General features: G+C 72.1%; 13 protein-coding genes. 8 read left to right on the top strand and 5 right to left on the bottom strand.

Annotated features, from left to right (window positions below):
- Positions 1-194 precede the first annotated feature (194 nt).
- The 3 genes from J3R08_RS26790 to J3R08_RS26780 all read right to left on the bottom strand — a co-directional run bounded on the left by J3R08_RS26790 (position 195) and on the right by J3R08_RS26780 (position 3,813).
- A complete protein-coding gene (locus J3R08_RS26790; RefSeq protein ID WP_209963155.1) occupies positions 195-1,604 on the bottom strand; it encodes a TldD/PmbA family protein in 1,410 nt (469 codons plus the stop codon).
- A gap of 76 nt (positions 1,605-1,680) precedes the next feature.
- The gene (locus J3R08_RS26785; protein ID WP_043328418.1) at positions 1,681-3,117 is read right to left on the bottom strand and encodes a TldD/PmbA family protein; all 1,437 of its coding nucleotides are present in this window, start codon (positions 3,115-3,117) and stop codon (positions 1,681-1,683) included.
- Between the two features lie 147 nt (positions 3,118-3,264).
- Complete coding sequence (locus J3R08_RS26780) at positions 3,265-3,813, bottom strand: Uma2 family endonuclease (RefSeq protein ID WP_043330945.1); 549 nt, start codon at positions 3,811-3,813, stop codon at positions 3,265-3,267.
- A gap of 240 nt (positions 3,814-4,053) precedes the next feature.
- On the opposite strand from J3R08_RS26780, the gene J3R08_RS26775 reads away from it, so the two are divergent.
- The 5 genes from J3R08_RS26775 to J3R08_RS26755 all read left to right on the top strand — a co-directional run bounded on the left by J3R08_RS26775 (position 4,054) and on the right by J3R08_RS26755 (position 10,030).
- On the top strand, positions 4,054-5,157 hold the full coding sequence (locus J3R08_RS26775) for an ABC transporter ATP-binding protein (protein WP_209963153.1): 1,104 nt from the start codon (positions 4,054-4,056) through the stop codon (positions 5,155-5,157).
- Positions 5,154-6,176 (top strand): ABC transporter ATP-binding protein, encoded by a 1,023-nt coding sequence (locus tag J3R08_RS26770; protein ID WP_209963151.1) that lies wholly within the window; start codon positions 5,154-5,156, stop codon positions 6,174-6,176. Before J3R08_RS26775 ends, J3R08_RS26770 begins: the two co-directional genes overlap by 4 nt.
- A complete protein-coding gene (locus J3R08_RS26765) occupies positions 6,173-7,177 on the top strand; it encodes an ABC transporter permease (protein WP_174537635.1) in 1,005 nt (334 codons plus the stop codon). Before J3R08_RS26770 ends, J3R08_RS26765 begins: the two co-directional genes overlap by 4 nt.
- A 13-nt stretch (positions 7,178-7,190) precedes the next feature.
- Positions 7,191-8,177, top strand: coding sequence for an ABC transporter permease (locus J3R08_RS26760; RefSeq protein WP_043328426.1), 987 nt, complete (start codon positions 7,191-7,193; stop codon positions 8,175-8,177).
- Positions 8,178-8,284: 107 nt separating this feature from the next.
- Positions 8,285-10,030: an ABC transporter substrate-binding protein gene (locus tag J3R08_RS26755; RefSeq protein ID WP_043328427.1), complete on the top strand. Its 1,746-nt coding sequence runs from the start codon at positions 8,285-8,287 to the stop codon at positions 10,028-10,030.
- A gap of 84 nt (positions 10,031-10,114) precedes the next feature.
- On the opposite strand, the gene J3R08_RS26750 is transcribed toward J3R08_RS26755, so the two are convergent.
- Positions 10,115-12,259, bottom strand: coding sequence for a prolyl oligopeptidase family serine peptidase (locus J3R08_RS26750; RefSeq protein ID WP_043328429.1), 2,145 nt, complete (start codon positions 12,257-12,259; stop codon positions 10,115-10,117).
- 85 nt (positions 12,260-12,344) lie between these two features.
- On the opposite strand from J3R08_RS26750, the gene mshB reads away from it, so the two are divergent.
- The 3 genes from mshB (at position 12,345) to J3R08_RS26735 (ending at position 14,309) form a co-directional block, all read left to right on the top strand.
- A complete protein-coding gene (gene mshB / locus J3R08_RS26745; protein ID WP_209963148.1) occupies positions 12,345-13,268 on the top strand; it encodes an N-acetyl-1-D-myo-inositol-2-amino-2-deoxy-alpha-D-glucopyranoside deacetylase in 924 nt (307 codons plus the stop codon).
- Complete coding sequence (locus J3R08_RS26740; protein WP_043328433.1) at positions 13,265-13,759, top strand: hypothetical protein; 495 nt, start codon at positions 13,265-13,267, stop codon at positions 13,757-13,759. Before mshB ends, J3R08_RS26740 begins: the two co-directional genes overlap by 4 nt.
- Before the next feature lie 85 nt (positions 13,760-13,844).
- Entirely contained in the window at positions 13,845-14,309 is a 465-nt protein-coding gene (locus tag J3R08_RS26735; protein ID WP_209963146.1) for a hypothetical protein, read from the top strand.
- 12 nt (positions 14,310-14,321) lie between these two features.
- Here the strand turns inward: J3R08_RS26735 and J3R08_RS26730 are convergent, their stop codons facing one another.
- Positions 14,322-15,356 (bottom strand): GNAT family N-acetyltransferase, encoded by a 1,035-nt coding sequence (locus J3R08_RS26730; RefSeq protein ID WP_104115156.1) that lies wholly within the window; start codon positions 15,354-15,356, stop codon positions 14,322-14,324.
- Between the last annotated feature and the right edge of the window lie 59 nt (positions 15,357-15,415).

Genomic DNA, 15,415 nt, shown 5'->3' with positions numbered 1-15,415 from the left:
GCGCACGCACGAGGCCACACCGGCGAACCGGTGCGGCTAAGTGACACACGTTACGCCGATCTTCACGGCCCGGCCGCGCAACGCAGTGTCCCGTGTGTCCCGCAGCTTGGAAAGAGTCAGTTCATGATCAATGTGGCGGGTCGGTCGAACGGTGCGCCGACCGGCGCCGCGGGTGCGCCCGGCGACGCGCCGGATCACCCGGACGCGCCGCCGGTGAAGTGCCAGGAGGACAGCCGCAGCGTCGGCGCCTCGTACCAGGACCCGTCGACCCGGCCCGGCTGCCGGACCGGCGCCCGGCCCAGGCCCAGCACCCGCCCCGGCCCCAGCGCCCGCGGGTACGACTCGGTGAACCGGAAGTCGCGCACCGCCCGGGTCGGCACGCCGTCCTCGACCAGCCACACCCCGTTGCGCGTCAGCCCGGTGACCACCAGCTGCTTCGGGTCCAGCACCCGCGTGTACCAGAAGTCGCTCACCAGCAGCCCGCGCTGCATCCCGGCCACCAGCGCGGCGGTGTCCGGGTCGCCCACCGCCCCGGTGACGCCCGCGCTCACCGGCCCGGCCGCGACTGTCGCGTCCGCGTCGGCGACACCCGGATCCGCCAGCAGGCGGATGTTGTGCGGGATCGGCCCGAACGTCGCGCTACCCGGCATGCCGTGGCCGGTCGACCCGCTGCCCGCCTCCGCGCCGCCGCGCCTGTCGTACGCCACCGCCCCGGTGATGCCGCCCTCGACCAGCGGCAACGCCCGCCGCGGCGTGCCCTCCAGGTCGAACGGCAGAGTACCGGCGTGCAGCGGGTCGTCCACCAGCGTCACCAGCGGGTCGAACTGGGCGGTGCCCGGCTCGGCGAACGACTGCCGTTCGGCGTACCGCTTGCCGTTGAAGCCGAACCAGGCGAGGTTCTGCAGCAGGTCGGCGACGGCAGCCGGTTCGAGCACCACCTCGTAGTGCCCGGGCGGCAGCTCGACCGGGTCGGCCGCGGCCCGTGCCTTCGCCGCCGCGTGCGCGCCGAGCGCCGCGCCGTCGAGGTCGGCGAGCCGGTCGGCGCAGAGCCGCGCCACCCCGTCCGCGGCGCCGGCGCGGGCGATGCCGTCCATGGCCGCCTCGGCCGCGCTTCCGGCCGCCGTGTGCCCGGCCGAGTTGGCGAACGCCCCCGACCGGTACGCGGTGCGGCAGTAGCCGGCCGCCTCCAGCCCGTCGACCGCGTCCACGAACGCGCGTACCCGCTCGGCCCGCTCGCCGGGCGAGGCGAACGCGGTGGCCTCGTCGGTGGCCGGGCCGGACGGCACGGGCGTCGGCGCGGTCAGTCCCGGCCAGGCCGGGTCGGGCGGCGCGAGCCGGGCCGCGGCCCGGGTCCGCTCGACCAGGGCGGCCAGCCCGTCGGCGTCGACCCGGCTGCCGCTGCCGGTCGCGGTCCGCCCGTCCACGTGCAACCGCAGGTGTACGGAGACACCGGTCTCGGACACGTTCTGATGGATGAAGGAATTGGCGAACCGGGTCAGGGCCAGGTCGGTGCGGGTCACCAGCACCTCGGCCTCGGCGCCCGGACCGGCCGTACGCCGGACCAGGTCCACCACTCCGGCGGCGATCCCCAGTTCGGCGCTCATGCCGGCACTCCGCTTCGCTCCGTGCCGTCATGAGGCACTGTCGCCCTGAGCCTGCTGATTCGCTCGCTGCGCTCGCTCATGCCCGCACCCCCACCCGGACGCCGCGGAACCGGGCCGGCGCGGCCGGATGGCCGGTGTGCCCGACCTGGCCGGGCTGCCCCTTCCCGCAGTTGGGCGTGCCCCAGGCGACCGTCTCCGAGGAGAGCATGTCCATCGAGCGCCAGAAGACCGGCCCGATGCCGGTGTACGTCGGGTTGCGCAGCATCCGCCCCCGGCGGCCGTTCTTGACCTCCCAGCCGACCTCGCAGCCGAACTGGAAGTTGAGCCGCTTGTCGTCGATCGACCAGGACCTGTTGATGTCCATCAGCACCCCGTCGTCGGTGGCCGCGATGATCTCGTCCAGCGTGTGCGGGCCGGGTTCCAGGCCCACGTTCGTCATCCGCACCATCGGCAGCCGGGCCCAGCCGTCGGCCCGTACGCTGCCGCCGTAGTCCAGGCCGGCGACGGCGGCCGAGTCCCGGCCGGCGAGCACCCCGACCCACCGCCCCTCGCGGACCGCGTCCCGGGCCACGGCGGGGGAGCCCTCGTCGTCGTAGCCGAAGCTGCCCAGCGCCCCGGGGATGGTCGGGTCGATGGTCACGTTCATCAGCTCGGAGCCGTAGCGCAGCGAGCCGAGGCGGGCCAGGTCGAGCCAGGACGTGCCGGCGAACGCCGCCTCCCAGCCGAGGATGCGGTCCAGCTCGATGGCGTGCCCGACCGACTCGTGGATCTGCAGCGCGAGCTGCTCGCCGCCGAGGATCAGATCGGTCTCGCCGGCCGGGCAGAGCGGCGCGGTCAGCAGCTCGCGGGACTCCTCGGCGATCCGGGCGGCGTGCGCGGCCAGGTCCAGCGAGGTGACCAGCTCCCAGCCGGTCGTGCCGTACTGCCCGCGGTAGCTCGGGTAGGACCGGCGCTGCGTCTCGCCGTCGCCGATCGACGTGGCCGAGATGCCGCCGCCGCACTCCCGGATGTGCTGGTCGATCCGGTGGCCCTCGCTGGAGACGAACCATTTCGTGGTGTCCCAGATCTGGTAGAGCCCTTCGGCCAGGTCGGCGCCGTGCTCGCGCATCGTCGCGGTGGCGCGGACCAGCAGGTCGCCCTTGTCCGACAGCGGCACCCCGAGCGGGTCGACGGCGCACTCCGAGGCCCAGCTCGCCACCGCCGCCTCGGAAGGCACCAGGTCGATCGGCGGGCCGGGAACCCGCGCGCTCGCGGTGGCGATCGCCGCGGCGCGCCGGCCGGCGTCGCGGGCCGCCGCGTCGGACAGATCGGGTACGGCGTGGAAGCCCCACCCCGAACCGACGAGCGCGCGTACGCCCAGCCCGATGCTCTCGTCCTGGCTCAGCTCCTCGATGTCGCCGTTGCGCGCAGACATCGACTCGTAGCGGCGGTGCATGACCCGGGCGTCGGCGTAGCGGGCGCCCGCGTCCAGGGCGGCTTGGACGGCAGCGGTCGCCGCGTCGAACTCGCTCATGCTGGCACTCCGTTGCCCTGCTGACGCTCGCTCATGCCGGCACTCCGCTGCGCTGCGTGCCGGCATGAGGCACCTTTGCGCTGCCCCGATGATTCGCTCGCTGACGCTCGCTCATGCGCCGACCCTAGGCGAGCCCACCGACATCCGTCAGGGGACGAGATCCTCCGGCCGGATCGTGGCGCGGACGGGCTCGGTCAGCTCCAGCAGGGAACCGGGCTTTGTCACCGACACCTCCCGGTAGTGCCGACCCTGCCGCCGGTGGAGGTGCAGCGTGCCTGTCTCCTGCTCCACCAGCAGGTACCACTCGATGCCCGCGGCGGCGTAGTAGTGCATCTTGAGCACCTTGTCGGTTGCCGCGTTACCAGGTGAGATGACCTCGCACACGAGCCGAACGTCCCGCGCCTCGATCATCGGCTGGTCGAAGTCGATCGGCTCGGTGACGACCAGGTCGGGAATCGGTATGCGGCCTGGCCGGAGCCGGACGTTCACCGTCTCCAGCAGTTCCAGGCCGACGTGCCGGGCCGCGGCCTCCAGCAGGTTGCCGAGGTTCCGCTGGATTCGCTGGTGCCGCGGAGTCGGTGCCGGTGTCACGTGCAGGCTCCCGTCGAAGAGTTCGACGCGTTGCCGCGTCTCGCCGAGGGCGAGGTACTCCTCTTCGGTCCACGGGCCGTCGTGGCCGAACACCGCCGCGGTCATGGTCGCCTCCACCTCGTGCCGACAGGAATGGTCCCTTCGTCACCGGGACCATGGTCGCACTCCGGGTGCGGCGATGAGGCCGCGACGGCCAGTCGCGAGTGTGGATGTCCCAGGTGACGGGCGTGCGAGACGGAAACCCAGTCGTTACGCTCAGGCCGCTGACAGACCGCTCGATGTAGCTTATTTTCGCCTCCTGGGTTTTCCTGTAGGTTCTCTTCATCACCGAAGGGGAGGCGGTCAATGGGCAGGTCGGAGGCGGTGCCGTCCGGGGAGCCGGACCGCCCGGAGGTGCCGGAGCAGCGCTCCGGCGACGGGCCCTATCTCCAGGTCCGGGACCTGCGGGTGCGGTTCGACACCGAGGACGGTGTCGTCAAGGCCGTGGACGGGGTGTCGTTCGCTGTCGAGCGGGGCCGCACGCTGGGGATCGTGGGGGAATCGGGTTCCGGTAAGAGCGTGACGTCGCTGGCGATCCTCGGTCTGCACAACGTGAAGCGGACGACCATCTCGGGGGAGATCTCGGTCGGCGGGCGTCAGTTGGTGGGTCTGCGTGAGGAGGAGATCCGCCGGTTGCGGGGCCGGGACATGGCGATGATCTTTCAGGATCCGTTGTCGGCGTTGCATCCGTACTACTCGGTGGGCAGGCAGATCGCGGAGGCGTACCGGGTGCACCACCCCAGAGCCGGAAAACGGGAGGCCCGCAGCCGGGCGGTGGACATGCTCGGCCGGGTCGGCATCCCGCAGCCGGCGAAGCGGTTCGATCAGTTTCCGCACGAGTTCTCGGGTGGGATGCGGCAGCGGGCGATGATCGCGATGGCGCTGGTGAATGATCCGGATCTGTTGATCGCTGATGAGCCGACGACGGCGCTTGATGTGACGGTGCAGGCGCAGATCCTGGACCTGCTTGCGGATCTGCAGGCGGAGTTCCGGTCGGCGATCATTCTGATCACGCATGACCTGGGTGTGGTGTCTCAGGTGGCTGATGACGTGTTGGTGATGTACGCGGGTCGGGCGGTGGAGCACGGGAGTGTGGAGCGGGTGTTGCGGGCGCCGCAGCATCCGTACACGTGGGGGTTGTTGTCGAGTGTGCCGTCGTTGCACGCGGACGCGGACGCGGACCTGGTGCCGATCCCGGGTAACCCGCCCAGCTTGATCAATCTGCCGTCGGGGTGTGCGTTCCATCCGCGGTGCCGGTGGGCCGGCGTGAACGGTGACCGGTCCCGCACCGAGGTGCCCGAGCTGCGGGAGGCCGGCGTGCCGGGTCACCTGGTCGCCTGCCATCTGCCGGCGGGTGACCGGGAGCGGATCTACCGGGACGAGGTCGCGCGGGTGGGGGTGGCCCGATGAGCGCCGAGACCGAGCCGCTGCTGTCGGTGCGGGGGCTGACCAAGCATTTCCCGGTGCGGCAGGGCCTGCGTAGCACGGGTGCGGTGCGGGCGGTGGACGGGCTGGACTTCGACGTGCGGCCGGGTGAGACGCTCGGCCTGGTGGGGGAGTCGGGGTGTGGGAAGACCACGACCGGGCGGATGCTGGTGCGTCTGCTGGAACCCACCTCGGGCAGCATCATGTTCGCGGGGCGGGACATCACCCACGGCGGGCGGCGTGAGCTGCGCGCGCTGCGGCAGGACCTGCAGATCATCTTCCAGGACCCGTACGCCTCGCTGAACCCGCGCCACACGGTCGGGCGGATCGTGGCGATGCCGTTGCAGGTCAACCGGATCACCCCGCCCGGCGGCGTGAAGAAACGGGTCCAGGAGTTGCTGGAACTCGTGGGGTTGAATCCGGAGCACTACAACAGGTACCCGCACGAGTTCTCCGGCGGGCAACGCCAGCGCATCGGCATCGCCCGCGCCCTCGCGCTGAAACCGAAACTGATCGTCGCCGACGAACCCGTCTCGGCGCTGGACGTGTCGATCCAGGCGCAGGTCATCAACCTGCTACGCGACCTGCAACGCGACCTGGACCTGGCGTTCGTGTTCATCGCCCACGACCTCGCCGTCATCCGTCACTTCTGCCACCGCGTCGCCGTCATGTATCTCGGCAAGATCGTCGAGATCGGCGACCGCGACGACATCTACACCCGGCCCCAGCACCCCTACACCAGGGCCCTGCTGTCGGCGATTCCGGACGTCTCCACGCTCGGGCCCGCCGGACGGATCCGCCTCACCGGCGACGTCCCGACCCCGTTGAACCCGCCATCGGGCTGCCGCTTCCGTACCCGCTGCTGGAAAGCCACCGACCACTGCGCCACCGAAGAACCGGCGCTGACCACCCGGGACGGCGGCGGGCAGCTCACCGCCTGCCACTACCCGGAGAGCGGACCGGTCGGCGTGCCGACCGGCGAACCCGTGGAGGTGTCGAAATGAGCCTGTCGCCGGTCGAGGGCGTGGCGCTCGCCGAGATCGAGTCCTCCGATCAGGAGCCGGACGAGAAGAAGCGGCTGGTCGGCCGCTCACCGGGCCAGCTCGTCTGGGCCCGGCTGCGGCGCGACCGTACCGCAATGGTCAGCGGTGTCGTGCTGGCCCTGTTCATCCTGGCGGCGGTGGCCGCGCCGCTGATCCAGCGGCTGTACGGCGTGTCGCCGAACCAGCAGTTCGGTGACCTGTTGGACGCCACCGGCATGCCGCTGGGCTACGTGGGCGGCGTCAGCGGTGACCACTGGTTCGGGCTGGAACCGGGCCTGGGCCGGGACATCTTCATCCGGATGATCTACGGCATCCGGACGTCGCTGCTGATCGCGCTCGGCGCCGCGCTGGTCACCACGACCATCGGCGTGGTGCTCGGGATCGTCGCCGGCTTCCTGGGCGGCGTGGTCGACTCGGTGATCAGCTGGATCACCGACGTCGCGCTGGCGTTGCCGTTCCTCATCTTCGCGCTGGCCGTGGTGCCGACGTTCTCGCTGCGCTTCTACGGCCCCCGGGACGCGGTGCCGACGTGGTTCGCGGTGACCACGCTGATCGTGGTATTCGCCGCGTTCGGCTGGACCGGCACGGCCCGGCTCGTCCGGGGCCAGGTGGTGTCGCTGCGCGAACGGGAGTTCGTGGAGGCGGCGCGGGCCAGCGGCGCCGGGCTCGGGCACATGCTGTTCCGGCAGTTGCTGCCGAACATCTGGGCCCCGATCCTGGTGGCGTTCTCGCTCGCCGTGCCGTCGTACGTCACGGGCGAGGCGGCGCTGTCCTTCCTCGGCGTCGGGCTGCCCGAGTCGGTGCCGAGCTTCGGCCGGATGATCTACCGCAGCATCGACTACCTGCAGACCGACCCGGCGTACGTCTTCTTCCCCGGCATCACCATCTTCGCGCTCGTGCTGGCGTTCAACCTCTTCGGCGACGCGCTGCGCGACGCGCTCGACCCGAAGTCGTCACGGTAGGGGGTTCGACGACATGGTGCGGTTTCTGCTGAAGCGGCTGCTGCTCGCGGTCTCGGTGCTGCTCGCGGTGAGCATCGTCAGTTTCCTCATGTTCTTCGCGCTGCCCCGCGACCCGGTGACCGGCATGTGCCCGAAGAACTGCAACGCCGAGCGGCTGGAGCGGGTACGCACGGAGCTGGGGCTCAACGACCCGAAGCCGACGCAGTACGTCAACTACATGAAGGGCATCTTCGTCGGCCGTGACCTGGGCAGCGCGCAGGGCGGCAAGTGCGAGGCGCCCTGCCTCGGCTACTCGTACGTCAACAGCGAGGCGGTGACCGACACGTTCGCCCGGGTGCTGCCGGTGACGCTGAACATCGTGCTCCCGGCGGCGGTGCTCTGGCTGGCGCTCGGCGTGGGGCTCGGGATGATCTCCGCGCTGCGGCGGGGGTCGCTGCTCGACCGCATCTCGATCGGGTTGACGCTGACGTTCGCCTCGCTGCAGCTCTACTTCGTCGGCGCCGTGCTGCTGCTGGTCTTCGTGTACTCGCTGAAGATCCTGCCGACACCCCGCTACGTGCCGTTCCTGGAGAACCCGATCGAATGGGCGCGCGGCCTGGTGCTGGCGTGGGTGACGCTCGCGCTGCTCTTCTCCGCGATCTACGCGCGGCTGTCCCGGGCGCAGATGCTGGAGACGCTCTCCGAGGACTTCGTGCGGACCGCGCGGGCCAAGGGCGTGGCGAAACGCAATGTGTACGGACGGCACGCGCTGCGCGCCGCGATCACGCCGATCGTGACGATCGCCGGGCTCGACGTGGGCGCGGCGCTCGGCGGCACCGTCATCACCGAGACGACGTTCGGCATCCAGGGGCTGGGGCGTACGGCGGTGGAGGCGGTACGCCAGGGCGACCTGCCGACCATCATGGCCACCGTCCTGGTGTCGGCGCTGTTCGTGGTGGTGGCGAACATCGTGGTCGACCTGCTGTACGCGTTCATCGATCCACGGGTGCGTCTCGGCTGATCCGGGCGTCGCCGGTGGTCGATCGTTGTGCCCCCGTTATCTGCTCGAAATTTACCGCGAGTGAAAGCTAGGCGAAGCTTTCCTTCATCGGACCCGAGGAGTTGAGTATGCGAGCAAGACTCGCCACCGCCGTGGGCGGTGCGATGGCACTGGTGGTCGCCCTCAGTGCGTGCAGCAAGAACACCGGCGACAACGGCGACACCGCGGACACGAACAAGCCCCGCAGCGGCGCCATCGCGACCGACCCGAAGGACTCGCTCGGCCCGGCGGCCGAGGTGCCCGGCGCGGCCAAGGGCGGAACCTTCTACATCCTGCGCGAGAGCAAGATCTCCCACCTGGACCCGCAGCGGGTCTACTCGTTCGCCGGCCTGATGGGCAGCCAGCTCTACGCCCGGTTCCTCACCACCTTCAAGGACGACGGCAAGGGCAACGTCACGCTGGTCGGCGACCTCGCCGAGACGCCCGGCAAGAACGTGAACAACGACTGCAAGGTCTGGGAGTTCACGATCAAGGAGGGCGTCAAGTTCGAGGACGGCCGCCCGATCACCTCCAAGGAGATCGCGTACGGCATCGCCCGCTCGTTCGACCCGGACCTGACCGGCGGCCCCACCTACCTGCAGGAGTGGCTGGCCGACAGCCCGCAGTACGACACCAAATGGGACTTCAAGAAGAACAAGACCTCGCTGCCGCCCGGCCTGACCACGCCGGACCCGCGCACGCTGCGCTTCGAGTTCAACAAGCCCCGCTGCGACCTGCCGTTCGCGGTGTCGCTGCCGGCCACCGCGCCGCTGCCGCCGGACAAGGACACCGGCGTCAACCTGGACAACATGCCGTTCTCGTCCGGGCCGTACCGGTTCACCAAGATCCAGCCCGGCGTGGAGATGGTGCTGGAGCGCAACACGAACTGGGATCCGGCCACCGATCCGGTGCGGCACGCGTACCCGGACAAGTTCGTCTGGTCGCTCGGCTCGGACAACACCACCCAGACCAACCGCGTCCTCGCCGGCACCGGCAACGACGCGGCGGCGGTCGCCACCGGTGGCGTGCCGCCCGAGCTGATCGCGAAGGTGACCGGCGACCCGGCGCTCAAGGCGCGGATGATCGTCGCGGCGACGCCCAACGCCTACCGGCTGAGCATCAACACCACCCGGGTCACCGACCTGTCCGTGCGGCAGGCGATCAACTACGCGATCGACCGCAGCAGCATCACCAAGAACCTCGGCGGCCCGTACGGCGCGGTGCCGCTGACCACGCTGCTGCCCCCGACCACGCTCGGGTACAAGAAGTTCGACGCGTACCCGGCCGGTGAGAGCGGCGACCCGGCGAAGGCGAAGGAGACGCTGGGCGGCAAGTCGGTGAACCTGGTGCTCGGCACCTCCGACGACACCGCCTCGCAGGAGACCGCCACCCAGGTCAAGAACGCGCTGGAGAAGGCCGGCTTCACGGTCACCGTCAAGCCGATCCCCGAGGACGGCTACCTCGACTTCGTGAAGAAGAAGAGCAACCCCTGGGACCTGTGGGTCGACTCGTGGGCGGCCGACTGGCCCAGCGGCGCCTCGATCCTGCCGGTGCTCTTCGACGGCCGCAGCCTCAAGGCCGAGGGCAACAGCAACACGTCCCAGCTCAACAACGAGGCGATCAACGCCGAGTTCGACCGGGTGCTGGCCCTCGACCCGGCCAAGCAGGCCGAGGAGTGGAGCAAGCTGGACGAGAAGCTGATGAAGGAGTCCGCGCCGGCGGTGCCGCTCTACAACGAGGTGGTCTCCGTGGCGCACGGCGAGAAGGCCGGTGGCATCTTCATCGGCAGCATCTTCGGCTGGCCCAGCTTCGTCAACGCGTACGTCAAGCAGTAGCTCTGCAAGGAAGGGCCCCTTGTTAACGCGCGGCGTTAATAGGGGGCCCTTCCTCTACCGCAGGCGTTAACAGGGGGCCCTTCCTTACAAGTAGCGGCGGAGGAAGTCCAGCTCCAGCCGGAGCAGGCGCTCGGACACCCCGCCCGCGGCCAGGTGGCTCGCCCCGGTCAGCGGCAGCACCGCGTGCGGGCGGCCCGTCGCCAGCAGCGCTGCGGACAGCCGCAGCGTGTGCGCGGCCAGCACGTTGTCGTCGGCCAGGCCGTGCACCAGCAGCATCGGCCGGGCCTGCGCCGGGTCGCCGAGCGGCTCGGCGGCCAGCTCGACCAGCGAGTGGTGGGCGTAGACGTCCATGCCGTCGTCGGGCATGCCGAGGTAGCGCTCGCTGTACGCGGTGTCGTACAGCGCCCAGTCGGTGACCGGCGCGCCGACGATCGCGCACTTGAACAACTCCGGATGGCGCAGCACCGCCAGCCCGGCCAGCCAGCCGCCGAACGACCAGCCGCGCACCGCCACCCGTTCCAGGTCCAGGTCGGGGTGCTTGTCGGCGAGCGCGGTGAGCGCGTCCACCTGGTCGGTGAGGATCACGTCGGCGACCCGGCGGTGGATCGCCTTCTCGAACGAAGGCGCGATGCCGGGGGTGCCCCGGTTGTCGATGGTGACCACCGCGAAGCCCTGCTCGGCCCACCACTGCCGCTCCAGCCAGACGCTGCGGGCCGCCACCACCTCCTGGTGGCCGGGGCCGCCGTAGATGTCCAGCAGCACCGGCAGCCGGGTGCCCTTGACGTGCTCGGCCGGGTAGAGCACCGCGCTTGGTAGCCGCCGGTCGGTGACCCGGACCATCGTCGGCCGCGGCGCGTACGAGCAGGTGGCGGCCAGCGAGCGCAGCTCACCCACCTCGCGGTCGCCGTGCCAGACCCGCCAGCGCACGCCGGGGTGCTCCAGCGACGCGATGCCCACCGCCAGCGTGGAGCCGCCGATCGAGGCGGTGTGCCAGCCGGGGTCGCTGCCCATCCGGCGGGCGTCCATGCCGCCGCCGATGGTGGTCCGCACCCGGTAGAGGTGGCGCTGGCTCGGCTCACCCTCACTCGCCTCGACCAGCAGGTCCGCGGTCGTGCCCGGGCCGTTCGGCAGCCGCCCGACCACCCGCCGCACGTACAGCGAGGGCGGGGTGAGCAGCGTGCCGTCGGCGAACAGGCAGCGTGCGTCGTACCCGTCGTGGGCCAGCTCGCCGCCGACCAGCACCCGCCCGTCGGGCAGGTGGGCGGGGGTGCCGGGGATCGGTTCCACCCAGCGCGGGTCGGCCAGCTCGGCGTGCACCTGCGTCTCCCCGGTGCGCGGGTCCACCGCCAGCACCAGGCCGTGCTGCTGCGAGCGGCGCAGCACCGTGATCAGCGGCCCGCCGTCGGACCAGTCCGCCGAGCTCAGGTAGGGGTAGGTCTCCCGGTCCCAGTGCACGTCGACCCAGCCGCCGTCGAGGTCGAGCAGGTGCAGGCTGACCTCCGCGTTCGGGCCACCCGCGACGGGGTACGCCAGCGACGTCGGCGGGCTCGCCGGGTCGGCCGGGTCGTGCAGGTACCAGCGTTCCAGCCGGGACTCGTCGACCCGGGCGGCCAGCACGCTGCGCCCGTCCGGCGCCCACCAGTAGCCGCGGTAGCGGTCGAACTCCTCGGCGGCGATGTGCTCGGCCAGCCCCCAGGTCACGCCGCTGTCCTCACCGGCGAGCAGGTTGTCGGTACCGTCCGGCTCCACCACCCGCAGCTGGCCCCGGCGTACGCCCTCGGCGGCGTCGGTGACGTAGGCCAGCCGCTCGCCGGTCGGGTCGGGCCGGGGGTCGATCACCGGCCCGCCGGTGGCCACCTCGACCACGTCGCCGTGCACCAGGTCGGCCCGGAACAGCCGCCCGGCCAGCGCGAACGCGGCCACCCGGCCGGCGGCGTCCAGGGCGTACGAGCCGATGCCGCCGGAGCTGAGCCGCAGCCGCTCGCGCAGCGCCCGCTCACCCGGGGACAGGCGGGCCGGATCGGCGTCCGCGCCCAGCAGCACCGCCGGGTCGGCGACCAGGCGTTCCTCGCCGCTGTCGATGTCGAGCAGCCAGAGCGCGTCGGCCGGGTCCTCCGGTCCCGCGGAGCGCAGGAAGACGACCCGGGCGCCGTCGCCGGAGACGGTGACGGCGCGCGGCGCCCCGTGGCTGAACCGACGGGTACGGGCGGCCAGCTCGGGAAAGTCCACGCCTGCAGCGTAGGCGCGCGCCGGAGGTGATGTGGCCGACCTGAGCGGACGCATCACCGTCGAGCGGGCAGGACCGCCGGTTAGAGTGACGGGCGTGACGACGCTGCCCGACCGACGCCTTCTGCTGGTCCACGCGCATCCCGACGACGAGTCGATCGGCACCGGCGCGACGATGGCGCACTACGCCGCCACCGGCGCCCACGTCACGCTCGTCACCTGCACGCTGGGCGAGGAGGGCGAGATCCATGTCCCGGCGCTGGCCCAGCTCTGCGCGGCCGAGGCGGACCAGCTCGGCGGCTACCGGATCGGCGAGCTGGCCGAGGCCTGCGCCGCGCTCGGCGTCACCGACCACCGGTTCCTCGGCGGGGCGGGCCGCTACCGCGACTCGGGCATGATGGGCATGGCCACCAACGAGCATCCGCGGGCGTTCTGGCAGGCCGACCTGGACGTCGCCGCCGGGCACCTGCTGGAGGTCATCCGCGAGGTCCGTCCCCAGGTGCTCGTCACGTACGACCCGAACGGCTTCTACGGCCACCCGGACCACATCCAGGCGCACCGGGTGGCGATGCGCGGCGTGGAGCTGGCTGCGGCCGAGGGGATCGCCCCGGCGAAGGTCTACTGGACGGCCATGCCGCGCAGCGTGCTCGACGCCGGGCTGGAGACGTTCACCGAGTCCTCGGACAACCCGTTCGCTGGCATCGAGAGCGCCGACGAGCTGCCGTTCGGCACGCCGGACGCGGAGATCGCCGCCCGGATCGACGGCACCGAGCAGCACGCCGCCAAGGAGGCGGCGATGCGGGCCCACGCCACCCAGATCCCGGCCAACTCGTGGCTCTACTCGATCGCCGGCAACTTCGGCGGCGAGTTCATGGGCGTCGAGTACTTCACGCTCGCGGTGGGCGAGAAGGGGCCCGGCCATGGCCCGTACGGCTGGGAGGACGACCTCTTCGCCGGGATCGCCCCGGACGCCGCGGATCGGTCCCCCGTCGCGGCGGCCGGTGTCCGGTGACGCTGCCGGCCGTACCCGTGTCGACAGTTGCCGAGCCGCCACCGGAGGCCGCGCCGCCGAGCCGGGCGGAGCGGACGCTCGACCGCGCGCTGCGGGTTACCGGCGGCGTGCTGACGGTCTGGGGCGGCGTGCTGCTCGCGCTGCTCGAACTGATCTTCTCGACCTGGGCCTGGGAGCTGGTGCAGGGCCGTTCCGGCGCGGCGCAGGCGCTGGTCGGGGTGGGCGCGGTGGTCGTCGGCGTGCCGGTGGTGGTGGCGGCGACGGTGCTGCTGGGCTCGTTCGGGCACCGGTCGACGGGGGGCCGCTGGGCGGTCGTGCTGGCCGCGCTGCCGTGGTTCGTGGTGATCGTGGCGGGCGGTGTCCGGACCGTCGAGGGTGATCTCGCGCTGGTCGGCGACAACGTGCTCGGGCTGGCGCTGATCGTGGCCGGCGCGGTCACGTTCGCGGTGGTCGGTTTCCGGCACCTGGTGACGCCGCCCCCTGTCCGGTGAGGTGCTGACGCCACACAGGCGACGGTGGTAGACATTCCTGCCAGAGGCCCGCCGAGGGAGCGGGCGGTACGGCGGGAGGCGTGCGATGGGTCAGCGGTGGCGTGCGGTCGGAGTGCTGGCGGCCGCGTTGTTCGCGGTGAACGTGGTGGCCCGGCTGGTCACCAGATTCGCGTTCCCGGACGACGACGCCGCGTCCGACCGGGTGTCGCTGGCGATGTTCCTGGTGATCGGGCTGATCCTGGCGGGCGTCGCGTTCCGGTGGGGGGCCGACCGTCCGCTCGGCCGCCTGGCCGGTGACCTGGCCGCCGCGGTGGGGGTGGCGCTGGCGCTCACCGTGTTCGTCGGTCCGCTGGTGGTCGGGGAGAGCCCGTTCGGCGGTGGCGCCGGTCTCTTCTTCGCCCAGATCTGGCTCTATCTCGCCGCCACCGCCGCCGGTGTGCTGGTCGGCTACCTGATCCTCACCGCGCTCGGCCGGGACTACCGGTCCCGGCAGCTCAAGCGGTACGCCGAGATGAAGCGGTCCCGGCCGCGCCGGGTCGTCCGGCGCTGACCCTCCGGCCGTTCAGGCGGCCGGGGCGACCCGGGTCAGGTAGGTGTGGTGGGTGGTGAACCCGAGCCGGCGGTAGAGCTCGACCGCGCCGGTGTTGCTCTGCTCCACCTGGAGGAACGCCCGCGTGGCGCCCTCGTCCGCGCCCCAGCGGGCCAGGGCGCGGACGACCGCGACGGCGAATCCGCGCCGACGCGCCTCGGGCAGCACTTCGAGCAGGCTGACGCCGAGCCAGCGGCCTTCGCCGGTCACCGTGCCCCGGCCGACCGCGAGCAGCCGGCCGTCGATCCGCAGCTCCGCGAAGCGGACCCGGTCGACGGCCGTGAGCACGTGCCGCGCGGCGTCCGGCAGGCCTCCCTTGCGACCGGCGGCGATCGCCAGCCAGTCGTCGGCGGGCGCGCCGGCCAGCGTCACCGGCGGCGTGCCGTCCGGACCGGCGAGCGGCGGCGGGCCGTCCGGGCCGGCGGTCGGCGTGTCGGCATCCGGCGGCGTGTCGGCGAGCCCGGCGTCCGGCGGCGCGGCCAGGGCGCGCAGCGGCACGGTCTGCACCAGCACCGGGGGCCGGGCCGTCCAGCCGCGCGCGTCCAGTTCGGCGCCGACCGGGGCGGCCAGCGGCAGCGGGGTGTTCACCAGCGCGGTGCCGCCCCGCTCGGCGTACCAGCGCTGCACCGCGTCCAGCGCGGCGGGCAGGGGCCGGTCCGGGTCGCCGACCGGCAGCGCGCTGTTGGCCCGGCCGGTCCAGCCGTCGGCCCAGCGCAGCCGCCAGTCGCCGAGCCGTCCGCGTACCGGTGCGGGCCACGCCTCGTCGGCGGCCAGCTCCAGCGCGACCACGGCGGCGGCGGTGGGGCGGCGGGCCGGCGGCACCCGCTTGGCCCGGTGCACCTCGGCGACCGGTACGCGCAGTGGACCGGCGTCGGTGGCGAGGGTGATGTGGGTCTCGCTCAGCTCGACGAGTTCGCCGAGCGCGTCGGAGAACAGCGTGCGGCCCTCACGAATCCCCACAATCCGGCGGACCACGATCCGGTGTCCCACGTCCTGCTGTCGGAGCACGATCGACCCCCTCCCCGGCGAGATACTAGGCTCTTACCGTTGCGGGTGATCGCGACGAG

It is taken from the genome of Micromonospora sp. HB375, assembly GCF_017872985.1.
GTDB lineage: Bacteria > Actinomycetota > Actinomycetes > Mycobacteriales > Micromonosporaceae > Micromonospora > Micromonospora chalcea.
The sequence above is the reverse complement of the archived record's forward strand: the minus strand, read 5'-3'. Positions and strand labels throughout refer to the sequence as shown.